The 23068-nt window shown below is 68.9% G+C and carries 22 protein-coding genes and 1 pseudogene; 14 read left to right on the forward strand and 9 right to left on the reverse strand.

Going from position 1 to position 23068, the window contains the following annotated elements; translation table 11 throughout:
- Positions 1 to 226: 226 nt before the first annotated feature.
- The gene (locus tag D514_RS29050; RefSeq protein ID WP_031205824.1) at positions 227 to 973 is read right to left on the reverse strand and encodes a 3-hydroxybutyrate dehydrogenase; all 747 of its coding nucleotides are present in this window, start codon (positions 971 to 973) and stop codon (positions 227 to 229) included.
- A 19-nt stretch (positions 974 to 992) separates the two neighbouring features.
- Positions 993 to 2354 (reverse strand): MFS transporter, encoded by a 1362-nt coding sequence (locus D514_RS29055; protein WP_031205827.1) that lies wholly within the window; start codon positions 2352 to 2354, stop codon positions 993 to 995.
- Between the two features lie 106 nt (positions 2355 to 2460).
- On the opposite strand from D514_RS29055, the gene D514_RS29060 reads away from it, so the two are divergent.
- Positions 2461 to 3372: a LysR family transcriptional regulator gene (locus D514_RS29060; protein WP_017829869.1), complete on the forward strand. Its 912-nt coding sequence runs from the start codon at positions 2461 to 2463 to the stop codon at positions 3370 to 3372.
- Positions 3373 to 3411: 39 nt separating this feature from the next.
- Here D514_RS29060 and D514_RS29065 read toward each other — a convergent pair whose 3' ends face one another.
- Both D514_RS29065 and D514_RS29070 read right to left on the reverse strand, forming a co-directional pair.
- Entirely contained in the window at positions 3412 to 3915 is a 504-nt protein-coding gene (locus D514_RS29065; RefSeq protein WP_017829870.1) for a GNAT family N-acetyltransferase, read from the reverse strand.
- Complete coding sequence (locus D514_RS29070; RefSeq protein ID WP_017829871.1) at positions 3908 to 4192, reverse strand: DUF1778 domain-containing protein; 285 nt, start codon at positions 4190 to 4192, stop codon at positions 3908 to 3910. Before D514_RS29070 ends, D514_RS29065 begins: the two co-directional genes overlap by 8 nt.
- Before the next feature lie 119 nt (positions 4193 to 4311).
- Between D514_RS29070 and D514_RS29075 the strand changes: the two genes are divergently transcribed.
- From D514_RS29075 to D514_RS29095, 7 genes and pseudogenes are all read left to right on the forward strand, one after another.
- Positions 4312 to 5007 carry a DUF1684 domain-containing protein gene (locus D514_RS29075; RefSeq protein ID WP_017829872.1) on the forward strand — a complete coding sequence of 232 codons (696 nt, stop codon included), beginning with the start codon at positions 4312 to 4314 and terminating at the stop codon, positions 5005 to 5007.
- Between the two features lie 28 nt (positions 5008 to 5035).
- Positions 5036 to 5848: pseudogene (locus tag D514_RS0119415) on the forward strand (ABC transporter substrate-binding protein); the annotation flags it as partial.
- A gap of 274 nt (positions 5849 to 6122) precedes the next feature.
- A complete protein-coding gene (locus tag D514_RS0119420) occupies positions 6123 to 6689 on the forward strand; it encodes an ABC transporter substrate-binding protein (protein WP_236610956.1) in 567 nt (188 codons plus the stop codon).
- A gap of 52 nt (positions 6690 to 6741) precedes the next feature.
- Positions 6742 to 7704: an ABC transporter permease gene (locus tag D514_RS29080; protein WP_017829876.1), complete on the forward strand. Its 963-nt coding sequence runs from the start codon at positions 6742 to 6744 to the stop codon at positions 7702 to 7704.
- Positions 7701 to 8561, forward strand: a complete 861-nt coding sequence (locus tag D514_RS29085; RefSeq protein WP_017829877.1) for an ABC transporter permease — start codon at positions 7701 to 7703, stop codon at positions 8559 to 8561. Before D514_RS29080 ends, D514_RS29085 begins: the two co-directional genes overlap by 4 nt.
- Positions 8558 to 9355, forward strand: a complete 798-nt coding sequence (locus D514_RS29090; RefSeq protein ID WP_017829878.1) for an ABC transporter ATP-binding protein — start codon at positions 8558 to 8560, stop codon at positions 9353 to 9355. Before D514_RS29085 ends, D514_RS29090 begins: the two co-directional genes overlap by 4 nt.
- Entirely contained in the window at positions 9352 to 10107 is a 756-nt protein-coding gene (locus D514_RS29095; protein ID WP_017829879.1) for an ABC transporter ATP-binding protein, read from the forward strand. The genes D514_RS29090 and D514_RS29095 overlap by 4 nt, the downstream gene beginning before the upstream one ends.
- Positions 10108 to 10119: 12 nt before the next feature.
- Here D514_RS29095 and D514_RS29100 read toward each other — a convergent pair whose 3' ends face one another.
- The 4 genes from D514_RS29100 to D514_RS29115 form a co-directional block, all read right to left on the reverse strand.
- Positions 10120 to 10521 carry a DUF779 domain-containing protein gene (locus tag D514_RS29100; RefSeq protein WP_017829880.1) on the reverse strand — a complete coding sequence of 134 codons (402 nt, stop codon included), beginning with the start codon at positions 10519 to 10521 and terminating at the stop codon, positions 10120 to 10122.
- A 67-nt stretch (positions 10522 to 10588) separates the two neighbouring features.
- On the reverse strand, positions 10589 to 12139 hold the full coding sequence (locus D514_RS29105; protein ID WP_017829881.1) for an aldehyde dehydrogenase family protein: 1551 nt from the start codon (positions 12137 to 12139) through the stop codon (positions 10589 to 10591).
- 110 nt (positions 12140 to 12249) lie between these two features.
- Positions 12250 to 13578 carry a GAF domain-containing protein gene (locus D514_RS29110; protein ID WP_017829882.1) on the reverse strand — a complete coding sequence of 443 codons (1329 nt, stop codon included), beginning with the start codon at positions 13576 to 13578 and terminating at the stop codon, positions 12250 to 12252.
- 77 nt (positions 13579 to 13655) lie between these two features.
- Complete coding sequence (locus tag D514_RS29115; RefSeq protein WP_017829883.1) at positions 13656 to 14222, reverse strand: TetR/AcrR family transcriptional regulator; 567 nt, start codon at positions 14220 to 14222, stop codon at positions 13656 to 13658.
- A 70-nt stretch (positions 14223 to 14292) separates the two neighbouring features.
- Here D514_RS29115 and D514_RS29120 point away from each other — a divergent pair, with 70 nt between their 5' ends.
- Positions 14293 to 14862 carry a dihydrofolate reductase family protein gene (locus D514_RS29120; RefSeq protein ID WP_017829884.1) on the forward strand — a complete coding sequence of 190 codons (570 nt, stop codon included), beginning with the start codon at positions 14293 to 14295 and terminating at the stop codon, positions 14860 to 14862.
- Positions 14863 to 14868: 6 nt separating this feature from the next.
- On the opposite strand, the gene D514_RS29125 is transcribed toward D514_RS29120, so the two are convergent.
- The gene (locus D514_RS29125; protein WP_031205835.1) at positions 14869 to 16296 is read right to left on the reverse strand and encodes a CCA tRNA nucleotidyltransferase; all 1428 of its coding nucleotides are present in this window, start codon (positions 16294 to 16296) and stop codon (positions 14869 to 14871) included.
- 151 nt (positions 16297 to 16447) lie between these two features.
- Between D514_RS29125 and D514_RS38120 the strand changes: the two genes are divergently transcribed.
- The 5 genes from D514_RS38120 (at position 16448) to D514_RS29150 (ending at position 23062) form a co-directional block, all read left to right on the forward strand.
- Positions 16448 to 18982 carry a metallophosphoesterase family protein gene (locus D514_RS38120; protein ID WP_017829886.1) on the forward strand — a complete coding sequence of 845 codons (2535 nt, stop codon included), beginning with the start codon at positions 16448 to 16450 and terminating at the stop codon, positions 18980 to 18982.
- Positions 18983 to 19208: 226 nt separating this feature from the next.
- Positions 19209 to 20234, forward strand: coding sequence for an Lrp/AsnC family transcriptional regulator (locus D514_RS29135; RefSeq protein WP_017829887.1), 1026 nt, complete (start codon positions 19209 to 19211; stop codon positions 20232 to 20234).
- Between the two features lie 115 nt (positions 20235 to 20349).
- Positions 20350 to 21840 carry an aldehyde dehydrogenase family protein gene (locus tag D514_RS29140; protein WP_017829888.1) on the forward strand — a complete coding sequence of 497 codons (1491 nt, stop codon included), beginning with the start codon at positions 20350 to 20352 and terminating at the stop codon, positions 21838 to 21840.
- Positions 21837 to 22595 (forward strand): gamma-glutamyl-gamma-aminobutyrate hydrolase family protein, encoded by a 759-nt coding sequence (locus D514_RS29145; RefSeq protein ID WP_017829889.1) that lies wholly within the window; start codon positions 21837 to 21839, stop codon positions 22593 to 22595. Before D514_RS29140 ends, D514_RS29145 begins: the two co-directional genes overlap by 4 nt.
- Positions 22592 to 23062 carry a DUF3830 family protein gene (locus D514_RS29150; protein WP_017829890.1) on the forward strand — a complete coding sequence of 157 codons (471 nt, stop codon included), beginning with the start codon at positions 22592 to 22594 and terminating at the stop codon, positions 23060 to 23062. Before D514_RS29145 ends, D514_RS29150 begins: the two co-directional genes overlap by 4 nt.
- The last annotated feature ends 6 nt before the right edge of the window (positions 23063 to 23068 follow it).

Raw genomic sequence — 23068 nt, forward strand, 5'->3', positions numbered from 1 at the left:
AGTGGCGGAGGGCCGAGTGTGGGGGTGGGTGCCGGCTGGGGACCGAGCTCCCACCCCATCCCCCCTCGGGATCGAAAAGAGATCCACTCTCCCTCCGCATGACGGCTGAGCCGCCCCGCCCACGGTCAGCTGGGGACTGACACTGCTGGGCGTATGGCGAAATGGTATACCGGGCGAGGTTGCAACCCGTTGCATCCATTCGCACGAATGCGCTTCTGCCGACCTGTCAGCGCGCCGACCACCCGCCGTCGATCGTGTAGCTCGCCCCGGTCACCATCCCCGCAGTGTCGCCCGCGAGCCACAGCGCCAGGGAGGCGACCTCGCTCGGCTCGACGAGCCGCTTGATGGCCGACTCGGTCAGCATCACGTTCGCGAGGACCTCCTCCTCGGGGATGCCGTGCACCCGGGCCTGATCGGCCATCTGCTTCTCGACGAGCGGCGTGCGCACGTACCCGGGATCGATGCAGTTGCTCGTCACCCCGCGCGGTCCACCCTCCAGCGCCGTCACCTTCGACAGCCCCTCCAGACCGTGCTTCGCCGCGACATACGCCGACTTGTAGGCCGAGGCGCGCAGGCCGTGCACGCTCGAGACGTTGATCACCCGCCCGAAGCCCCTCTCGTACATTCCCGGGAGTGCGGCGCGGATGAGCAGGAACGGCGCTTCGAGCATGAGGCGAAGGATGAACGAGAACCGCTCCGGTGCGAAGTCCTCGATCGGACTCACGTGCTGCACTCCGGCGTTGTTGACGAGGATGTCGACGTCGATGCGGGCATCGGCGAGCGCACCGAGGTCGGACAGGTCTACGCACCACGCCTGCCCGCCGATCTCCGTGGCAAGAGCCTCCGCGGCCTCACGATCGACATCGGCGACCGTGACCCGGGCGCCCGCCGAAGCGAACTCCCGGGCACACGCGGCACCGATCCCGCTCGCACCGCCCGTGACGAGCGCCGTGCGTCCTCGCAGATCGGTCATGTCGTGCTCCTTCTGTGTGTCAGGCCGCGGCCGTGCGGGCGGCATCGGCGTCGTCGATCGCCTGCAGCGAGATGCCCTTCGTCTCGCGCAGCGAGACCACGGCGACCGCCGTCACGACGCAGGCGATGACGATGTAGATCGCGATCGGCAGCCAGGAGCCGAAATCGCGCAGCCACTGGATCGCGAGGATCGGCGCGAGCGACCCGGCGAGGATGGCCGTGACCTGGGAGCCGAGCGAGACCCCCGAGTAGCGCATCCGGGTGGGGAACAGCTCTGCCATCACCGCAGGCTGCGGGGCGTACATGAACGCGTGGAAGCAGAGACCGATGGTGACGGCCAGCACGATCAGCACCGGGTTGAGGGTGTCGAACATCGGGAACGCGAAGAACGCCCACGTCGCACTGAGGATGGCTCCGGTGAGGTACACGGGCTTGCGCCCCCACCGATCCGCGAGTCGCCCCAGCTGCGGGATGATCGCGAAGTGCACGACGTGCGCGATGAGCAGAGCGAGCAGCAGCTGGCTGGTGTCGTACTCGTGCACGGTCTTCAGGTACACGATCGTGAAGCTGACCACGATGTAGTAGACGATGTTCTCGGCGAAGCGGATGCCCATGGCCTGCAGGATGCCCTTCGGGTAGCGGCGCAGCACCTCGACGACGCCATACGACGTGGCCTTCTCGGCCTCGACCTGCGCCTTGGCCTCGAGGAAGATCGGCGCCTCCTCGACGTGGCGGCGGATGTAGAACCCGACCAGCACGATCACGGCCGACAGCCAGAACGCGATGCGCCATCCCCATTCCAGGAAGGCGGCCGAGCTCATCACCCACGAGCTCACGAGCAGCACGAGGGTGGCGAGGAGGTTGCCCACCGGAACGGCGGCCTGAGGCCAGCTCGACCAGAAGGAGCGCGAACGGTCGGGGCTCTGCTCGGCGACCAGTAGCACGGCGCCGCCCCACTCCCCACCCACGGCGAAGCCCTGGAGGAAGCGGAGCGCCACCAGCAGCGCGGGTGCCCAGTAGCCGATGCTCTGGAAGCCGGGGAGGCACCCCATCAGGAAGGTCGCCGCGCCGACGATGATGATCGTGGCCTGGAGGGTGGGCTTGCGGCCGAACCTGTCGCCGATCTGGCCGAAGACGATGCCACCGAGGGGGCGGGCGATGAAGCCGATCGCGTAGGTGACGAAGGCCGCGATGATGCCGTCGAGGGGCGAACCGGTCGCCGGGAAGAAGTAGGTGCCGAACACCAGGCTGGCCGCGGTGGCGTAGAGGAAGAACTCGTACCACTCCACGACCGTGCCGGCCATGGAGGCCGCGACGACCCGCTTGAGCTTCGAGGTCGGGACGGAGGGGGCGGTGGGGGCCGCGCTCACTGAGGATGTCATGTCTGTCTCCTTCGGGTGTCGCCGGTGACACCCGCGTCCCAGTGTCAGGCACCTGCCGCTTTGCAACAACGCCCAGTGCTGCACATCGCATGTGCATAATTGCAGAATGGATGCCGCCAAGCGCCCGCGCGCCGACGACCTGCTCGTGCTCCTCGCGGTCGCTCGCACCGGGCGCTACACGAGCGCCGCCACCCATCTGGGCCTCGACCACACGACGGTCGCCCGGCGCATCGCCGCCCTCGAAGACGTGCTCGGCGGTCGCGTGGTCGCACAGTCGGCGACGGGCTGGGAGCTGACCGACCTCGGCCGATCCGCCGCGGAGACGGGGGGCCGTATCGAAGCGGCGCTGTCTCAACTCGACGGCGGCGCCGAGACACCCGATCCGGTCTCGGGAGTCGTACGCATGTCGGCGACCGACGGCTTCAGCGCCTACATCGCAGCCCCCGCCGTCGCCGCTCTGCGCATCGCGCATCCGAGGCTCACGGTCGAGATCGTCGCGGCGACCCGGCGCGCCGCCGAGCACCGCGCCGGCCTCGATCTCGAGGTGGTGGTGGGGGCTCCGCAGACGCGTCGCGCCCATGCGGTGAAGCTCGGCACGTACACGCTGGGCATGTACGCGTCGCGCGACTACCTCGCTCGGGTCGGAACGCCGAGCACTGCCGCCGAGTTGGAGCAGCACCAGCTGGTCTACTTCGTCGACTCGATGCTGCAGGTCGACGCCCTCGATCTCCCGCGCCGTCTCGTCCCGCGCATGCAGGACGGGCTCACCTCCACCAATGTCTTCGTGCACGTGGAGGCGACCAGAGCAGGCGCCGGCATCGGGCTCCTCCCCTGCTTCGCGGCCGACCGCCATCCCGATCTCGTGCGCCTGCTGCCCACGATCTTCGCCGAGAAGCTGCCGTACTACCTGGTCGCACGGCCCGAGTCGTTGCGCCTGCCGGCCGTCTCCGCTCTCGCCGCAGCCCTGCGCGCGCAGACCCGCGCGTCGAAGGCGATGCTCGACGGCGCGAGCGGCTGAGCACCGCCATGCGTTACTCCGAGGAGCGGGGCAGCCGGATCACCGCGCGAGGGTCGCGCGTGCATCCCTCACGAGGAGGAAGAGGGTACGACGCGCCTCGGGGAAGGCGGTGAAGCCGAATCGCTCGTAGAACGGGACGATCTCGTCGTTGATCGCGTGCACCAGGATGGCACGGACGCCGATGGCGTCTGCGGCTTCGAGCGCTCGCATCGTCGCGTGCTGCAGGAGGGAGAACCCGAGACCCCGACCGGCGTACTCCCGGTCCACAGCCAGACGCCCGAGCAGCACGATGGGAACAGACACGGGCATGCCGCCCGCCAGCTGCGGCGGCCCGTCGCCGCGGTCGATGGCACTGGAAGCCAGGCAGTAGTACCCCGCGACCCTCCCCTCCCGCGTGACCGAGACCATCGTGCGCGAAGCGCCGCTCTTCTCATTCGAGCGGGCTCGTCCCCGCAACCAGGTATCGAGGCTCTCCTCCCCGCAGCGGAAGTCCGAGAGCTTGTCGCCGGACGCGAGAGGTCGCGGGGTCAGGAACTCAGTCAACGAAGACCGAATCGCGTCTCATCAGCTCTCGCAGACCCTCGACGGTGCGGGGCGGACGCTCCATGACCTCGATGAAGGCGTCGAACCGGACGGCATCGACGCGCAACCGACGCTCGCGCTCGATGACCTCCTGCGCCCTCTCCACCAGCACAGACGCCGAGAAGTCCGTCACAGTGCGACCCTCGATCGCGGCTGCCTCCTCGATCACCTCCTTCTGGTCCGCGGTGACGCGGAACTCCAGGCGGGCGCTCTTCAGCGGAGAAGTCGAAGTGCTCATCCTCGGAGTGTACGGCAGATACCCGTACGCCGGAAGGGCCGAGGCGATGCACCGCCATGCGTTACTCCGAGTGACGTGCGCGACCCGACCGCGTTCTCCATGCAAGAGAATTGAAAGTGATGTCTGAACGCGAAGATCACACCCATTGGCAGGCCGAGCGCCGCGCCGCCGTCACATCGGCGACCGGCAACCTCGCCCTGATCGAGACCCGCTGGACCGGCGAGCGCCCTGACCTGGATGCCGTGCAGCGCGACGCGCCGCCCACGGTGACCGTGACCCCGATCGAGCGCACGAACATCGAGACCGGTCAGGCCGAGCACGGCCTGCGTGCATGGGACGCCGAGGCGCCGGCCATCCGCGCCTTCGACCGCATCGACACCTACGACTACGACCCTGCGTGGGTTCTGGAAGGACACTTCACCCCGGTCTCCGGCGACCGTCGCGTGTCCTTCGAGCACATCCGCGACAACGGCGGCACGCGCGATCTGGTCGTCCCCGGCGACATCCGCCTCGAGCTCGACGGCCAGGAGTACACCCTCGCCGCCTTCGACGACGGCGGCACGCTGCTGCTCGTGTTCGGCGATGAGACCAACGGATCGGAGACCTACGGATCCGGTCGCTTCCTGTTCGTGCAGCTGCGCGACGACGAGGGCTCGGTGGTCCTCGACTTCAACCGCGCGTTCGTGCCGCCGTGCGGTTTCAGTGCCCAGTACAACTGCCCGCTGCCGCCGGCCTCCAACCGCTTCCCCCTGCCTATCCGAGCAGGCGAGAAGAACGTCGTGTTCCACGACGGCTTCGACATCTACGCGGCGTGACGCCGCACACCCTCACCCTGGAGCACTCATGAGAAGAACCCGCATCCTCGGCGCGCTCGGTGCCGTCGCCACGCTCGCCCTCGTGGCCGGCTGCGCGTCCGGTACGAGCGACGACGCCACCGCGAGCGAAGACGCCACGATCTTCATCGGCTCGCTGTACGAGCCGACCAACCTGAGCAACACCCAGGGCGGCGGGCAGGGCGTGACCGAGGCTCTGACCGGCAACGTCTACGAGGGCCTGTACCGGCTCACGGATGACGGCGAGGTCGAACCTCTCCTCGCCGAAGACGCCCAGGTGTCCGACGACGGCCTGACGTACACCATCACGCTGCGCGACGACGTCACCTTCCACTCGGGCGACCCGCTCACCTCCGCCGACGTGAAGTCGAGCGTCGAAGCGGTCACCGCCGAGGACTCGGTCTCGGCCCGCAAGTCGAGCTTCAAGACGATCGCCGACATCGCCACCCCCGACGACAAGACGGTCGTGTTCACGCTGTCGCAGCGGTCGATCTCGTTCCTGTACAACCTCAGCTACGTGTGGATCGTGAACGACGAGGCCGGCGATATCACCAGCACGGAGGACGGCACCGGCCCCTACACGCTCGACGAGTGGAAGAAGGGCTCGACGCTCACCCTTCAGCGCTGGGACGACTACTGGGGCGAGCCCGCCAAGAACGGCGAGGTCGTCTACACGTACTTCACCGACGCGACGGCGGAGAACAACGCCCTCCTCACGGGTGAGATCGACGTCATCACCAGCGTGCAGAACCCGGACTCGCTGACGCAGTTCGACTCCGACGACTACGTCGTGAGCGAGGGCACCTCGACCACGAAGGAGCTGCTCGCCTTCAACGACCGCGTCGCCCCCTTCGACAACACGCTCGTGCGCAAGGCGGTCTACTCCGCGATCGACACGAAGAAGCTCCTCGAGTCGATCTGGGGCGACTACGGCACGCTGATCGGGTCGATGGTGCCGCCGACGGACCCCTGGTACGAGGACCTCACCTCCGTGAACCCCTACGACGTCGAGCTCTCGAAGGACCTGCTCGCGCAGNTACTCCGCGATCGACACGAAGAAGCTCCTCGAGTCGATCTGGGGCGACTACGGCACGCTGATCGGGTCGATGGTGCCGCCGACGGACCCCTGGTACGAGGACCTCACCTCCGTGAACCCCTACGACGTCGAGCTCTCGAAGGACCTGCTCGCGCAGGCCGGCTACGCCGACGGCTTCACGTTCACGCTCGACACCCCGAGCTACGACCCGCACCCCGCCGTGGCGGAGTTCCTGCAGTCGCAGCTCGCCGAGGTCGGCATCACGGTCGAGATCAACACGATCAGCGCCGACGAGTGGTACACGAAGGTGTTCAAGGAGCAGGACTTCGAGGCCACTCTGCAGGAGCACGTGAACGACCGCGACGTGGTCTGGTACGGCAATCCCGACTTCTACTGGGGCTACAACGACGCCGACGTGCAGCAGTGGGTCGCCCAGGCCGAGCAGGCCGCCACGACCGACGAGCAGACGGCGCTGCTGAAGCAGGTCAACGAGAAGATCGCCGCGGATGCCGCGAGCGTATGGTTGTACCTGTACCCGCAGATCGTGGTCGCCTCCAGCGACCTCAGCGGATACCCGATCAACGGCCTGAACTCGCAGTTCTTCGCCTACGACATCGTCAAGTCCTGACGTGCGTGGGGGATGCCGCGCGTCGGCATCCCCCACGTCATCCTGAGAAGCCATGCTCGCCTACCTCCTGCGCCGCCTCGCGTTCCTCGCGGTATCGCTCGTCGTCGCGATGGTCGCGATCTTCGTGCTGCTGCGCCTTCTCCCCGGCGACCCGGCCAACGCGCTGCTCTCCGTGAACGCCACCCCGGAGCAGATCGCCGCCGCGCGCGCCCAGGTCGGCTCCGACCAGCCCCTGCTGCAGCAGTTCACGACGTGGGCGACGCAGCTGCTCCGTCTCGATCTCGGCGAGTCGTTCCTGAGCTCCCGTCCCGTCGGACCCGACATCGCCGATCGCCTCGCTGTGACGCTCCCGCTCACCCTCATCGCCTTCACCATCGCGCTGCTCGTCTCGCTCGTGATCGGCATCACCGCCGCCGTGAAGGCCGACCGCTGGTACGGCATCGCGCTCTCGGGCTTCGCGCAGCTCGGTGTCGCCGTGCCCGTGTTCTGGGTCGGTGTGGTGCTGGTCTGGGTGTTCGCGCTCGGGTGGGGCGTGCTGCCCTCGGGCGGCTTCCCTCGGAAGGACTGGGAGGATCCGGCGGATGCACTGCGCTCGCTCGCGCTGCCGGTGATCACGATCGTGATCGTCATGAGCGCCTCCCTGAGTCGCTACGTCCGCTCGGCGACGCTCGACGTGCTGGGCAGCGACTATCTGCGCACCGCCCGCGCCGGTGGTTCCGGCATGGGTGAGGCTCTGCTGCGCCATGGCGTGCGCAACGGCGCCGTCCCTGTCGTCGCGGTCCTCGGCATCGAACTGTCGACCACCCTCCTGGGCGCCGTGGTCGTCGAGAGCGTCTTCACGCTTCCCGGTCTCGGCAGCCTCCTGCTGTCCGCCATCGAGCAGCATGACTTCCAGGTCATCCAGGGCGTCCTCGTCGTCAGCACGCTCTTCGTGCTGCTGGTCGGATTCGCCGCCGACATCGCGCAGCGGCTGATCGATCCGCGCCTGCGCACGAGCGTCTCGGGGAACCGATGAGCCGCGTCGCCGAACAGCTGATCACCGGATCCGCGCCCGTGCGCCGACGCCCGAAGGCGACCCTGCTGATCGGAATCGTGCTCACGGGGCTCATCGTGCTGATGGCCCTGGTCTCCCTGTTCTGGCTGCCCTACCCGCTCGCCGACACCAGCGGCGGCCGTCTCGAGGGGCCGAGCGCCCTGCACCTGCTCGGCACCGATCGGCTCGGGCGCGACCTGCTCTCACAGCTGATGTGGGGCGCGCGGATCGCGCTCGTGGTCGGCACCTGCGCGGTCGCGATCGCCGCCGTCCTCGGCACGATCGTCGGACTCCTGGCGGCGTTCGCCCGCCCCTGGGTCGACGACACGCTCTCGGCGGGACTCGACGTGGTGATCGCGTTCCCCGTGCTGCTGTTGGCGATGCTGGTCGTCGCCGTGCAGGGCGCGTCGCTGTGGTCGGCGGTGCTCGCGATCGGCCTGGCGATGTCGGCCGTCGTCGCCCGTCTCACCCGCATCCTCGCGCGGCGCGTGCTGCAGGAGCAGTACATCACCGCCGCGCGCACCAGCGGCACCGGCGTGCTCGGCGTGGTGTTCCAGCACGTGCTGCCGAACATCGCGCCCACCCTCGCCGTGAGCCTGGCGCTGCAGTTCGGGGCCGCCGTGCTGGCCGAGGCGAGTCTGTCGTACCTCGGGTTGGGAGCACCGCCGCCCAACGCGTCGTGGGGACGCATGCTGCAGGAGGCGCAGGGCACGGTCCTCACAGCCCCTGTGGGCGCCATCGCTCCCGGCGTCGCGATCATCGCGCTCGTGTTCGGTGTGAACTTCCTCGCCGACGGTCTGCGCGACCTCGCCGACCCGACCCGCAGGAGGAGCCGATGAGCATCCTCGACGTCTCCGGCCTCACGGTCCGCTCCGGAGCGGGCGTGCTCGTGCGCGATGTCTCGTTCTCCCTCGCTCCCGGTGAGCGACTGGGGCTGATCGGCGAGTCCGGTTCGGGCAAGTCTCTGAGCTCGCTCGCGATCACGGGCCTGCTGCCGGATGCGCTCAGCGCCTCGGGCTCGGTGCTGCTCGACGGTCACCAGGTGATCGGTGCGCGGGACGCCGACCTGCGACCGCTGCGCGGACCCGTCGCGCAGATCGTGTTCCAGGAACCGCTCACCGCGCTCGATCCGCTGATGCGGGTGGCGCGTCAGGTCGCTGAGCCGCTGCGACGCCATCTCGGGCTGCGCGGGGCGGAGCTGAAGAGCGCCGTCGCCGCGGCCCTCGACGAGGTCTCCCTGTCCGACACCCGCATCGCGCATGCCTACCCGCATGAGCTCTCGGGTGGTCAGCGTCAGCGCGTGGCGATCGCCATCGCCCTCGCGGCCCGCCCGCAGCTGCTCATCGCCGACGAACCGACGACCGCGCTCGACGTGACCGTGCAGGACGACGTGCTCGCACTGCTCGAACGCCTGGTCGGCGAACGCGGCATGGCGCTGCTGTTCATCAGCCACGACCTGGCCGTGGTCTCGCGCATGGTGGATCGCATCGTGGTGCTGCGCGACGGGCTCGTCGTCGAGGCGGGGTCGGTGGCGCAGGTTCTGCAGGAGCCGGCCGAGCCGTACACGCGGATGCTGGTCGACAGCGCCCGTGCGCTCGATGCGTTCCTCGACGCCGGGGAGGTCGGACGATGACGCTGCTCGAACTGCGCGGGGTCGGTTTCGCCTATGGATCGCGCCGCGTTCTCGACGACGTGTCGCTGCGCATCGATGAGAACGACTCGTTGGGCCTCGTCGGTGAATCGGGGGCGGGCAAGTCCACGATCCTGCGGCTGATGCTCGGGCTCGCCACCCCGCGCGATGGACAGGTGCTGTTCGAGGGCGCCCCGCTCGCTCTGCGCGATCGCGCGCAGATGCGTCGGTTCCGCGCGAGCGTGCAGCCGGTGTTCCAGGACCCGTACTCGTCTCTCGACCCTCGCCAACGCATCGACCGGATCATCGGCGAACCACTCCGTTCGCTGGGTCTGGCATCCGGCGCCGATGCGCAGCGCCGCATCGCGGAAGCCCTCGACTCCGTCGGGCTCCCCTCCGACACCGCGCGCCGCTACCCGCACGAGTTCTCCGGAGGACAGCGTCAGCGCATCGCGATCGCGCGCGCCGTGGTCTCGCGCCCCCGGGTGCTGCTGGCCGACGAGCCGGTCAGCGCACTCGACGTGACGACGCGCGTGCAGGTGCTCGAGCTGCTCGACCGGTTGCGCCGCGAGAACGGCCTGTCGCTCGTGATGGTGTCGCACGACCTGACCGCGATCGCCTCGGCCTGCGACCGCACGCTCGTGCTGAAGGACGGCCGCGTCGTGGAGCAGGGCGCGACATCGGCCGTGCTGCACGCCCCGCAGGACCCCTACACGCGGGCACTCGTCGACGCTGTTCCGCGGCTGCCGCGCTGAGTACGGCTCGAGTCACACCGCCGGCGAAGCCAACCCGAAGTACGTAAGCTCCGCGTCGTTCAGCATCCGCGAGCGGATCAGGAACCGCATCCCCGTCGGCCCCTCGACGCTGAATCCCGCGCCTCGACCCGGCACGATGTCGATCGTCAGGTGCGTGTACTTCCAGTACTCGAACTGCGACTGCGACATGAAGACCTCGACGGACTGATCAAGCCCGACATCGAGCGCCCCGAGCAGCACGTCCCCCGGCCCCGTGATGAACATCCCGATCGGATAGCACATGGGCGATGAGCCGTCGCAGCAGCCGCCGGACTGGTGGAACATGAGCGGCCCGTGCTGTGCGGTCAGCTCGCGTATGAGTGAGGCCGCAGCCCCCGTCACGTCCACGCGCTGGTAGGTGCCGATGCTGACCATGACTGCCGCCTTCCGCGGAGGGAGCCGGGCGGACGCTGAGGGAGCAGCGCCCGCCCGGGGATCGAACTCAGAAGAAGCCCATCGGGCCCTCTGCATACGAGACGAGGAGGTTCTTCGTCTGCTGGTAGTGGTCGAGCATCATCTTGTGATTCTCGCGACCGACGCCCGACTGCTTGTACCCGCCGAACGCGGCATGCGCCGGGTACTGGTGGTACGTGTTGGTCCACACACGCCCGGCCTCGATCGCCCGGCCCGCGCGATAGGCCGTGTCACCGCTGCGGCTCCAGACGCCGGCGCCCAGGCCGTAGAGGGTGTCGTTCGCGATCGAGATCGCGTCGTCGAAGTCATCGAAGGAGGTGACCGAGAGCACCGGCCCGAAGATCTCCTCCTGGAAGATGCGCATGTCGTTCGTGCCCTCGAACACGGTCGGGGCGACGTAGAAGCCTCCGCTCAGATCTCCGCCGAGGTCGACCCGCTCACCACCGGTCAGCAGGCGCGCGCCGCCTTGCTTGCCGATGTCGATGTAGCTGAGGATCTTCTCCAGCTGGTCGTTCGACGCCTGCGCGCCGATCATCGTCGCGGGGTCGAGCGGGTTGCCCTGCACGACCTTGCCGACGCGCTCGAGTCCGTCCGAGAGGAACCCGTCGTAGATCGAGCGCTGGATGAGCGCCCGCGAGGGACAGGTGCACACCTCGCCCTGATTCAGCGCGAACATCGTGAACCCTTCGAGGGCCTTGTCGTAGAACGGGTCGCTGGTCGAGCGGGCGACGTCTTCGAAGAACACGTTCGGGCTCTTGCCTCCGAGCTCCAGCGTGACCGGGATCAGGTTCTGCGACGCGTACTGCATGATCAGACGACCGGTCGTGGTCTCACCCGTGAAGGCGACCTTGCGGATGCGCTTGTGCTGCGCGAGGGGAGCGCCCGCTTCGATGCCGAATCCGTTGACGATGTTCACGACGCCGGCGGGCAGCAGGTCGCCGATGATCTCGAACAGGAACAGCAGGGACGCCGGAGTCTGCTCGGCCGGCTTGATCACGACGCAGTTGCCTGCGGCGAGCGCGGGCGCCAGCTTCCACACCGCCATCAGGATCGGGAAGTTCCAGGGGATGATCTGCCCGACCACACCGAGCGGTTCGTGGAAGTGGTACGCGACCGTGTTCTCGTCGAGCTGGCTGATGCCCCCCTCCTGCGCCCTCAGCACGCCGGCGAAGTAGCGGAAGTGGTCGACGGCGAGGGGGATGTCGGCGGCCAGCGTCTCGCGCACCGGCTTGCCGTTCTCCCACGTCTCGGCGACGGCGATCTCCTCGAGGTGCTGCTCGATCCGGTCCGCGATCCTGTTGAGGATCACCGAGCGCTCGGCCGGGCTCGTCTTGCCCCAGCCCGCGAAAGCCTGCCACGCGACCTCGACGGCCCGATCGATGTCTTCGCTGGTGCCGCGGCCGACCTCGGTGAACGCCTTGCCGTTGACGGGGCTGACGTTCTCGAAGTACTGGCCCTTGACGGGTTCGACGAACTCGCCGCCGATGTAGTGGCCGTAGCGCGGCCGGTAGTTCGCGAGGGCGCCCGGCTGGCCCGGGGCCGCGTAGGCGAGGGACACGTCTTCTTCGACGATGCTCATGGGAGTCTCCTTCGACGGGGCCGCGCATCGGTGCAGCGGCTGTCCTTCGAAGGTAGGTCGCACGAGGTTGCGCCCGAGTGCGCAACGTTGCGCCGAGTTGCAAGACTCGGTCAGGCCTCGAGGCGCTCGATCCGGGCGACCAGTCCCGCGCGCTTGGGCGACCGGGCGGGGAGCATCTCCAGCGCCAGTCGGAGGGTTTCGGCGTCGCCCTGCCCCTCGGGGATCTCGGCGTAGGAGAGCAGCACGTCGAGACTCGCCTCAGACAGCATCGCCTCACGCAGCGCTGCCCTCACCGACTCGCGGAAGTCCTCGACCCCGGGCGATGTCGACTCGGGCAGCACCGGACCCCGATAGGCCGTGAGCGCCACCCGGTGCGCGCCGCGATCGAGCAGGGACAGCACGTCGTGTGCGTCGGTGTCGAGGGCGACGGGAAGGCGATAGGGGCGCGATTCCGGCACGAGGTCGGGGGCGGTGCGCTCGAGCACCTTGCGCAGGCGCACCATCTCCGGGCGGAGCGTGTCGGGCGAGACACCGGGGCCGTAGACGAGCTCGCACAGGCGCTCGGCCGAGAGGCCCTGGCGATGCACGGCGAGCATGAGCAGGATCGCGGCGTGGCGCGCACTGAGCTCGATCATCGACTCGCCGTGCGCGGACTCGGTCTCCAGCCGCGCCCTGTCACGGCCCAGCACATGCAGCGTCGCCCTGGCGGTCGCCGGAGTGCGTCCCTTGGCCGCGGTGGATCGGGGTCGGGATCCCTCGCTCCGCTGCCGGAGCCGGGCGACCATCAGCTCCGACTCGACGGCGCGGGCCGTCGCATCGACCAGCAGTCGTGCCTGCAGCGAGACGACCTCGGGGCCGCCCGTGATGTCGATCACGCCGAGCACCCGCTGCGTCTCCGGATCGCGCACGGGGGCCGCGGTGCACGACCACGGATGCACGAGTCGGTTGTAGTGCTCCGCGCCACGGATCTGCACCGACTGCCCGAGCGCGAGGGCGGTTCCCGGTGCGCTCGTGCCGACGGCATCCTCCGACCAGTTGGCCCCGGCCACGAAACCCATGCCGTCGGTGAGCGAGCGCAGCTGGCTGTCGCCCTCGATCCACAGCAGGCGACCGGCCTGGTCGCCGACCGCGATGATCACTCCGGTGTCCTCCGCCTCACCCGGCAGCAGCAGCGCGCGGATCATGTCCATCACCGAGGCGAGCGGATGTGCGAGACGGTAGGCGTCGAGCTCGTCGCTGACCAGGTCGAGCGGCGGAGCACCCTCAGGGCCGACCCGCCCGCGCCAGGACCTCTCCCACGACTCGCGCACGAGGGGCCGCACCTCTTGCAGACGCCGATCGTCGAGGTTTCCGGCGAGCAGCTCCTCGTGCGCACGCTCGATGAGAAGTCGCGATGTCGGGGGAAGGGACTCGCGGGATACCTGCCACGGCGCAGACACAGCGGTCTCCGATCGTCGAGAGCGTGCGTTGCCTCAGTGTACGAGGAGCACTGCCCCGGAGGGAACACCTCCCCGTGTCAGTGCAGGAGCCCGGCGACCAGGTCGTCGATCACCTCATCGGTGGAGGTGTCCGGATCGATCGGCGTCGTGAGCCTGTCGAGCAGCAACCCGTCGATCGCGTAGTGGAACAGCGCGATCTCGCGGCGTCCGCCCGGGAGCCCGGCCGCGGTGTTGAACGCCACATCGCCGTCGAAGCCGGCGCGCTGCCAGGCAGCGAGCACGGCGGCGACCTCGGGGCGACGACCGCCTTCGAGTCGCAGCTCGAACAGCGCGAGCGTCACGTCGCGGTCCTCGGTCAGTCGCCGCACGATGTCGCGGATGTAGTCGGCGAACAGGGCAGGCCCGGGCTCCGCCGTCGCACGACGCTCCAGGTCTTCGGACGTGGGGGCGAGACGCTCTCCGATCCGCTCGACCAGACCCTCGATCAGGGCGTCCCTGCTGCGGAAGTAGTTCGAGGTGGTGCCCGTCGGAACCTGCGCCGCGGTATCGACCGCGCGGTGCGTGAGACCTCGCGATCCCTCTCGTGCAAGCACCGTGAGTCCCGCATCCGCGATGAGCCGTCGCCGGGAGTCGTTCTTCACCATGCACGGAACACTAGCGCAATCACTACGCCTGTTGTATTTTACCTGCGACAGATGTAGTGATTGGAGAATCATGCGAGAGCTCGTGTACTACGCCGCCGTCACCCTCGACGGCTACATCGCCGGCCCGAACGGAGAGTTCGACGCATTCCTCATCGAGGGCGACCACATGGAGGGCATCAACGCCCGGTTCGCCGACACCCTCCCCACCGTCGCAGCCACAGCGCTCGGCATCCCCCAGAAGCGCGAGCTCTTCGACACCGTGCTGATGGGGTGGAACACGTATCAGGTGGGCGGTGTGCCCAGCCCCTACGCGCACCTGCGCCAGATCGTCTTCAGCCGCTCGCGCACCGCAGAGGGAGAGAACCTCGAGGTCACGTCCGAAGACCCGATCGCCGTGGTGCGCCGGCTGAAAACCGAGGAAGGCGCCGCCATCTGGCTCTGCGGCGGCGGGGCTCTGGCCGCCACGCTCGCCGACGAGATCGACCGCCTCGTCCTCAAGCGGCAGCCCCTGCTGTTCGGCTCGGGCATCCCCCTGTTCGGCGAGCGCCCCTATCGCCCCGAACAGTTCGACGCGGTCGAGACCGTCGCCTACGACAGCGGCGTGGTGTTCACCGAGCTCGAACGCCGACGAGAGGGGTGACCCGGGTCAGCCGCGTGCGGCCCACCACTCCCGGAGCCGCTGCTCGGCGACCTCGGTTCCGAGCACGCCCTCGTCCAGACGCAGATCCAGCAGGAACCTGTAGGCCTCGCCGACCTCGCGCCCCGGGCTGATGCCGAGCACCTGCTGGATGCGGTTGCCGTCGATCTCCGGACGGATGGAGTCGAGCTCCTCCTGCTCGCGCAGTGCGGCGATGCGCGCCTCGATGTCGTCATATGCGCTGGCCAGGCGACCGGCCTTGCGCTTGTTCCGGGTGGTCACGTCGGCGCGGGTGAGGATGTGCAGACGCTCCAGCAGGTCGCCGGCATCGCGCACGTAGCGGCGCACGGCCGCATCCGTCCACGCCCCCTCGGCGTAACCGAAGAAGCGCAGGTGCAGCTCGATGAGCGTCGCGACGGCGTCGGTGGTGTCGGTGTCGAAGCGCAGCGCCTGCAGTCGCTTGCGGGCCATGCGCGAGCCGACCACGTCGTGGTGGTGGAAGGTGACCACTCCCCCGGCCTCGAGCTTGCGGGTGCGCGGCTTGCCGATGTCATGCAGCAGAGCAGCGATGCGCAGCGGCACGTCGGGGGCGGCGCCGGGGTGCCGGGAGTGCTCGAGCTGGATCGCCTGGGCGAGCACCGTCAGCGAGTGCTCGTAGACGTCCTTGTGGTGGTGATGCTCATCGACTTCGAGGCGCAGGTCGGTGACCTCGGGGAGGAACTCGTCGATCAGTCCGGTGTCGACCAGCACGCGGATGCCGCGCACCGGGTCATCGGTCTGCATGAGACGCACGAGTTCGGACTGGATGCGCTCGGGGCTCACGATCTTCAGCGTCTCGCGCAACTCGGTGATCGCCTCGGCCGTGGCGTCCTCGACACGGAAGCCGAGCTGCGCGCTGAAGCGAGCCGCCCGCAGCATCCGGAGCGGATCGTCGCCGAACGAGACCCGAGGATCGGCGGGCGTGCGCAACACTCCCGTGATGAGGTCTTCGACGCCGCCGGTCGGGTCGACGAGCTTCACGGCCGGCACCTGCAGCGCCATGGAGTTGACGGTGAAGTCGCGGCGCACGAGGTCGCCGTCGATCGTGTCGCCGAACTCCACCGTCGGCTTGCGGGTCACGCCGTCATAGCTGTCGGCTCGATAGGTCGTGATCTCGACCTGCTCACGTTGCACGCGTGCGCCGATCGTGCCGAACGCACGGCCGATGTCCCACTGCGCGGTCGAGATCGGCGTGACGATGGACAGGATCTCGTCGGGCGAGGCGTTCGTCGTGAAATCGAGGTCGTGGGTCGTGCGTCCCAGCAGCGCGTCGCGCACCGGCCCGCCGACGACGGCCAGATCGAAACCGGCCTCCTCGAACGCCGTCGCGAGGGTGCGGACGACCGGATTCTCGGCGAGCGCACCGAGACGGGCGAGGCCGTCAGCCATGTTGAGCATGGGTTCCAGCGTACCGGGGCGGGTGCGCCCGATCCCGCGACGCCCGTTCACCTCCCGGTCGCCCGAAGGCCAGCCCCCGGTCATCCGTCTTCGATGGGGTGGAGGGGCATCGTGCGATCGAGCACGAAAACCCCCACCCTGAAGGACTGACATGACCTCCCCCACCCCTGCGGTGCGGTGGCGGCGTCGCGGACTGACCTCCGTCGCGCTGCTCGCCGTGCTCGGCGGCGCCGTCGTCGCCCCCGCGGCCCTCGCCGCTCCCGACCCCGAGGTGCCGACGGGATCGCTGATCACCGCCGACACGGCCTGGCACTACCTCGATGACGGCTCCGACCCGTCTCCCGCTCCCGCAGCTCTGCGCGATTGGACCCTGCCCGCCTATGACGACAGGGCATGGAAGTCGGCAGCGGGCTCGTTCGGCGCCAAGGGCGGAAAGCTCGCGCCTGTCGGCTCGCAGACGCCGAAGACGCTTCTGAACCACTACCTCGACGGTGCGGCCGCTCCCACCGTTCCCACCTACTTCTTCCGCACGACGTTCGAGCTGGAAGCCGGCGTCGCCGAGCAGGTCGCGGCTCTGCAGAGCACCATCACGTACGACGACGCGATCATCGTCTGGATCAACGGCACCGAGGTCGCCCGGTACGTCGACGGACGCATCACCGACACGGTGAACGTCGAGTATGCCGGCGACGGCAACGGCAGCCCGCTCACCAGCACGTTCAGCGCAGAAGGCGACCTGCTGCACGACGGCACGAACACCATCGCCGTGTCGCTGTTCCAGGACCGCGAGACCAGCTCGGACATCTTCTTCGACATGTCGTCGCTGACGCTGGTGAAGGCATCCGCTCCCGGCACCCCGGTCGTCGCCCCGCCGACCCGCGTCATCCTCACCCCGACCGAGCAGCCCGCCGTCTCGCAGTCGTTCTCCTGGCTCGCCGGCGACGCCTCGCACACGGTCGGACAGGTCGAGATCGCGCCGTCCGCCGGCGGCGATCCCCGCACGGTCGACGCCTACGACGCGGGTGTGGTGAACGGCAATCCGAACAAGCACTTCTCGGCCACCGTGACCGGGCTCACCGCCGCGACCGAGTACCGCTACCGTGTCGGCCTCCCCGGCAGCTGGAGCGACTGGTACACCTTCCGTACCGCCGATCCTGCGGCCACGGACTTCCAGTTCATCTACTACGGCGACGCGCAGATCGGCCTCGACACCACGTGGCCGAGTGTCGTGAAGCAGGCCGAGGCCAAGGCGCCTCGCTCCATCGGCTCGGTGCACGCAGGCGACCTGATCAACACGTCGAGCAACGAGAACGAGTGGGTCAACTGGTTCAAGGGCATGAAGGACTCGGCCGTCCGCACCAACGTGATGGCCGCCCCCGGCAACCACGAGTACTCGGGCGACAAGCTGCTCACGGCATGGAAGGCCGCGTTCGAGTACCCGCACAACAACCCGTCGACGAGCTCGGTGGGCGAGCTGGCCGAGCTCGCGAGGGGCGACTCCGCGGTCGCACAGCAGTACCGCGCGTTCTTCGACCACTGGAGCTCGTTCGCCGCGGAGACCGCGTACTACACCGACTACCAGGGCGTGCGTTTCATCACGCTGAACGCGACCCGCGACACCACCTTCCTCACCCCCGCCGGCCTCCCCTCCTGCACCGGGGCGGAGTGCCCCTCCTCGCAGATCGGCGTGCTCTGGACCCGCTTCCAGGGCGCCTGGCTCGACCTGCTGCTGCAGAACAGCCCATCGAAGTGGAATGTCGTCACGTTCCACCAGCCGGTGTTCTCGGCATCCGAGGGTCGTGACGAGCCGGTGCTGCGCGCCGAGTGGCTGCCGGTCTTCCAGCGCAACGACATCGACCTGGTGCTCATGGGCCACGACCACACGTACGCCCGCGGCTACGTGAACACCGATGCGACCGAGACCCCGGGGCTCACCACCGGTCCGGTCTACGTCGTGTCGAACTCCGGGGCGAAGCACTACGACCTCGAAACGCCGGAGAAGAACGTCTGGACCAACAACGGCGCCACCCAGGTGCTGCGCGGCCAAGGCGTGACGACCTATCAGGTGATCGACGTGTCGAAGAACCAGCTGGTCTACCGCTCGTACCTCGCCGAGAAGCAGCCGGGCGCCACGACCGACCTTCCCCTCGGCGCCGTCTACGACACGTTCACCGTGACCAAGTCGGATGCCGGTGAGAAGTGGGTCACCGAAGACGGCGTCACACCTCCGGAGCCCGAGGTCCCGGCGAAGGTCGAGCTCGGCGCGGCATCCGTGAAGGCCGGTGGCACCGTCACGGTAGCTGGTAGCGGCTTCGCGGAGGGCGCTCAGCTGCGGTTCGAGCTGCGGTCCGACCCGGTGCAGCTGGGCACGGTGACCGCCGGTGCGGACGGCTCGTTCCAGCGCACGTTGACGATCCCCGCGAACACCCCGGCCGGCGCGCACACGCTCGCTGTGATCCGCGCCGACGGTACCGAGGTCACCGCCTCGCTCACCGTCACCGCGGCAGCCGGTGGGGGCAATACAACCCCGGGTACGAGCACCGGAGGGTCGACCGATGGCGACCTCGCCACGACCGGCGCCGACAGCGCCCCGTACGTGATCGCCGCGGTGGTCCTGCTCGCGGCGGGCCTCGGCCTGTTCGCGATGCGCCGCCGCCGCCAGCACGCGGAGGCGGACGCCGAGTAGCAGGAGGCATCCGTCCATGAGGGCGCCGTCGAGGCTTCGGTCTCGGCGGCGCCCTTCGCCGTGCTCCGGTCGACGCCGGCGCACCGTGGCGGATGCCGTCGATGACACGCCGTCGTTTCGGCACCACGGGCGGCGTGTCGGCCGCCCTCTGCGAAGTCGCGCACCGGGAGTCGGCCCCGTACTGGGATAACCTTCCACCGAGTCCGTCCCCGGTGAAGGAGAGCAAGTGCCCGCGAACGATGTGATGGCCGACGAGACCGATCGGATCGTCGCCGCGGCCCTGCAGGTGAACGGCCGTGCGTCCTGGGGGGAGATCGCCCGCGTGGTCGATCTGCCGGAGCGCACCGTCGCCCGTCGCGGCCAGCGGCTGCTCGACCGAGGCCTGGTGCGTGTCTCCACGTACGTCGATCCTTCGCGCGTTCTCCATGCCAGAGCCGTGCTCTTCCGCATCACCACCGAGCCGCACGCCCTGTGGCACGTGGCGCGCACCCTGGCACGGCGAGCCGATGCCTCGTCGGTATCGGTGCTCGAAGGCAGCAGCGACATCGCCGGGATGCTGCTCCCCCACGACGACGCCTCGATCCGAGAGCTGCTCTTCACCGATTTCCCCGAGCTCGAGGGCATCGACTCGATCAACGTCACGACGGTGCTGAAGTTCTTCCGCTCGGGGCATGACTGGCGCGCGGGAGTGCTCACCGACGAACAGGCGCGCCTGCTCGACGAGTCGTCCGGCTCCGAGGTCGACCCGGCCGATTCGCTGAGCGAAGACGAAGAGGCACTCATCCGGCTGCTGCTGAAGGACGGGCGCATGCCGGTCGCCCAGCTGGCACGTTCGCTCGGCCTGAACGTCACGACCACCCGGCGGCGGATGGAGTCCCTGAATCGCCGTGGCCTGATGCATCCGCGCACCGAGGTCGTACCGAGCCTGTTCGGCCTGGGACTGGAGGCGCTCGTCTGGCTCCGCGTGCCGATGGCCCGCCTCGAGAAGGTGGGTACCGCTCTGGCCGCGGCGCCCGAGGTGAAGTTCATCGCCGCGACCACCGGCACCTCGCAGCTGCTGGCCAACGTGCTCGTGAAGGACGCCGACGAGTTCTACGAATTCCTCACCGGGCCGGCCGTGGCAGGCCACGAGGGACTGGAGGTCGTGGAGTCGCTGGTGGTCATCACACCGGTGCTGCGCGGATCTCTGATCGTGGACGAGGCCCCCGAGGCACTGGCGAATGACATGCCCACCGGAGCCATCCGTTTGTAGTCTGATTCTGTTACTGGCATGTAACGAAATGGCGAGATCGTTCTTGACAGCTTGACCTAGTGGCGAAATAGAGCAAGTATCCTCTCCAGGGCCATCACCCCTGGAGAGGACGAACGTGTTCACGGCTACTGGAGACGACTGGGCGGATCGCGCGGCGACCCTGCCCCTGCACACGCGCATGTTCATCGGCGGCGCGTGGGAGGAGGGCTCGGCCGAGCCCCTGACTCCGGTGGCTCCGCGAGACGGACGTGCGCTCCCGAAGATCAGCGCCGCCTCGGTGGGCGATGTCGATCGCGCCGTCCGCTCCGCCCGCGCAGCCTTCGACTCCGGCGTGTGGTCACGGATCGCCCCGCGTGAGCGCGGCCAGTTGCTGATCGCCTTCGCCCAGAGGATCCACGACAACGCCGAAGAACTCGCGCTCACCATCTCGCTCGAGATGGGCAAGCCCGTCCGCGAGGCGCTCCAGACAGAGCTCCGCGCCGTCGTGAACTGCTTCCGCTGGTACGGCGAGGCCGCAGACAAGGTCCTCGACGAGATCCCGGTCACCGCACCGGGCAGCCTGGCCCTCGTCACGCGGGAGCCGGCAGGCGTGGTCGCGGCCGTCGTTCCGTGGAACTTCCCGCTGACCATGACCGCCTGGAAGCTCGCCCCCGCCCTCGCCGTCGGCAACAGCGTCGTGCTCAAGCCCGCCGAGCACACCACCTTCTCCGCGCTCCGTCTGGCCGAGCTCGCACACGAGGCCGGAATCCCCGCCGGCGTCCTCAACGTCACGCCGGGCACCGGACAGGTCACCGGCCGTGCCTTGGGCGAGCACCACGACGTCGACGTCGTCACCTTCACGGGGTCACCCGAAGTGGGCCGCAAGTTCCTGGGCTACTCGGCCGCCTCCAACGGCAAGCGCGTCTGGCCGGAGCTCGGCGGCAAGACCGCGAGTCTGGTGCTGCCGGATGCCGACCTGGAGCGCGCCGTGCGGGCAACCGCCGACGGCTGCTTCTACAACCAGGGCCAGATGTGCACGGCATCCTCCCGCCTTCTCGTCCCGCGCGCCCAGCGCGACCGTGCGCTGGAGATCGCCGCCGACGTCGCACGCACCAGCCTCCCTGCCGACCCGTTCGAGGTCTCCACCTCGATGGGCGCGATCGTCAGCGAGAGACAGCTCGCGGGCATCACCGGCTTCGTCGAGCGCGCCCAGGCCGAGGGCGGCGAACTCGCGGCCGGCAGCGCCGAGCGGTTCCACGCCGTCGACGGCGGCAGCTACTTCGCGCCCGTCGTGCTCGGCGTCACGCCTCAGCACGAGGTCGCGCAGCGCGAGGTCTTCGGCCCCGTGCTCTCGGTCATCGCCTACGACGATGTCGAGGACGCGCTCGCGATCGCCAACGGCACGGAGTTCGGCCTCGCTGCCGCCCTGTGGAGCACCGACCTCAACGCCGTGCACACCCTCTCACGCCGCCTGCGCGCCGGTGTCGTGTGGGTCAACTGCTTCGAGGAGGGCGATATGACGATCCCCTTCGGCGGGGTCAAGGGCTCGGGCTTCGGCCGGGACAAGAGCCTGCACGCGCTCGAGAAGTTCACCGATCTGAAGACCACCTGGATCGAGCTCTCATGACCCGACCGCTCATCGGCATCACCACCTGGCGCCGTTTCATCGACACCGACCTGGGCAGCGGCCGCCCGGCGCACAGCCTGGGCACGGAGTACGCCGCCCCCATCGAGGCGTCCGGCGGCGCGGTCGTGCTGCTGCCCCCGACGGCAGGGGTCGACGACGTGCTCGACCGTCTCGACGGGCTGGTCCTCTCCGGCGGAGAAGACGTGCACCCGTCGCGCTACGGCGCCCAGGCGCAGGAGGGGAAGAGCTACGACCCGTCCCGCGACGGGTTCGAGATCGCGCTGGCCCTCGGTGCGCGCCGCCGGGGGATCCCCGTGCTCGCGATCTGCCGCGGGCTCCAGGTGAGCAACATCGCCTTCGGCGGATCCCTCATCGTCGACATCCCGTCCACCGAGCACCACGAACCCGTCCGCGGGGCCGACCAGCAGCTCTCGGCCCGGCATCCGATCGTCCTCAGCGAGGGTAGCCGTCTCGCCGCGCTCTATGGCACCAGGCACCGGATCGTGAACACCATCCATCACCAGTCGATCGACGCCCCCGCCCCCGGCCTCCACCCGGTCGCGTGGGCACCGGACGGCATCGTCGAAGCCGTCGAGGCCGACGACGACTGGCCCTTCTGGGCGGTGCAGTGGCACCCCGAGAAGATGATCGCCCCCGATGAGGCCGCAGAGGAGATGCCGCTGTTCGCGGCGTTCGTCTCGGCCGCCCGTGAACGAGCAGCGGAACACCCCGCTGCGGAGAAAGGAACACGATGACCAAGCAGGTCTTCCTCGAGTACGAGAACGGCGTCCGCGCCGTCGCCACCCTGTTCGAGGACCTCGCCCCTCGCACCTGCGAGGCCATGTGGGGTGCGCTGGAGAAGCCGGTCACCATGCAGGCGATGCACGCGATGTACGCCGGTCCCGAGGTCATGGTCGGCCTCCCCGAAGAGGCGCAGAACTTCGACCCCGAGAAGGTGCCGTTCGAGAACCAGCAGGTCGTGCCGGCGCCGGGTGATCTGCAGTGGTACTGGCAGCGCCCGATGCAGATGGGCGGCCTGCCGTTCGAGTGGTACGAGATCGGGGTCTTCTACGATCGTGGTGCCCGTACTCTCGGCCCGCTCGGATGGACACCCGTCAACATCTGGGGCGGCATCACCGAAGGACTCGCGGAGTTCGCCAAGGAGAGCGCGGCGATCCGCATCGACGGAGCGAAGCAGCTCACCATCGGACGCCTGGTCTAGGCGTCT

Source organism: Microbacterium sp. UCD-TDU (assembly GCF_000340625.1).
In the GTDB taxonomy this organism is placed as follows: domain Bacteria; phylum Actinomycetota; class Actinomycetes; order Actinomycetales; family Microbacteriaceae; genus Microbacterium; species Microbacterium maritypicum.

Coding starts and splice junctions, on each gene's coding strand:
- D514_RS29100 (WP_017829880.1), bottom strand. CDS start 10,521: ATGGTCAGCATCGGCACCTACCAGCGCGTGGACGTGACGGGGGCTGCG.
- D514_RS29055 (WP_031205827.1), bottom strand. CDS start 2,354: ATGACATCCTCAGTGAGCGCGGCCCCCACCGCCCCCTCCGTCCCGACC.
- D514_RS29145 (WP_017829889.1), top strand. CDS start 21,837: ATGACCCGACCGCTCATCGGCATCACCACCTGGCGCCGTTTCATCGAC.
- D514_RS29105 (WP_017829881.1), bottom strand. CDS start 12,139: ATGAGCATCGTCGAAGAAGACGTGTCCCTCGCCTACGCGGCCCCGGGC.
- D514_RS29095 (WP_017829879.1), top strand. CDS start 9,352: ATGACGCTGCTCGAACTGCGCGGGGTCGGTTTCGCCTATGGATCGCGC.
- D514_RS29070 (WP_017829871.1), bottom strand. CDS start 4,192: ATGAGCACTTCGACTTCTCCGCTGAAGAGCGCCCGCCTGGAGTTCCGC.
- D514_RS29120 (WP_017829884.1), top strand. CDS start 14,293: ATGCGAGAGCTCGTGTACTACGCCGCCGTCACCCTCGACGGCTACATC.
- D514_RS29050 (WP_031205824.1), bottom strand. CDS start 973: ATGACCGATCTGCGAGGACGCACGGCGCTCGTCACGGGCGGTGCGAGC.
- D514_RS29150 (WP_017829890.1), top strand. CDS start 22,592: ATGACCAAGCAGGTCTTCCTCGAGTACGAGAACGGCGTCCGCGCCGTC.
- D514_RS29075 (WP_017829872.1), top strand. CDS start 4,312: ATGTCTGAACGCGAAGATCACACCCATTGGCAGGCCGAGCGCCGCGCC.
- D514_RS29080 (WP_017829876.1), top strand. CDS start 6,742: ATGCTCGCCTACCTCCTGCGCCGCCTCGCGTTCCTCGCGGTATCGCTC.
- D514_RS29085 (WP_017829877.1), top strand. CDS start 7,701: ATGAGCCGCGTCGCCGAACAGCTGATCACCGGATCCGCGCCCGTGCGC.
- D514_RS38120 (WP_017829886.1), top strand. CDS start 16,448: ATGACCTCCCCCACCCCTGCGGTGCGGTGGCGGCGTCGCGGACTGACC.
- D514_RS29090 (WP_017829878.1), top strand. CDS start 8,558: ATGAGCATCCTCGACGTCTCCGGCCTCACGGTCCGCTCCGGAGCGGGC.
- D514_RS29115 (WP_017829883.1), bottom strand. CDS start 14,222: ATGGTGAAGAACGACTCCCGGCGACGGCTCATCGCGGATGCGGGACTC.
- D514_RS29060 (WP_017829869.1), top strand. CDS start 2,461: ATGGATGCCGCCAAGCGCCCGCGCGCCGACGACCTGCTCGTGCTCCTC.
- D514_RS29125 (WP_031205835.1), bottom strand. CDS start 16,296: ATGCTCAACATGGCTGACGGCCTCGCCCGTCTCGGTGCGCTCGCCGAG.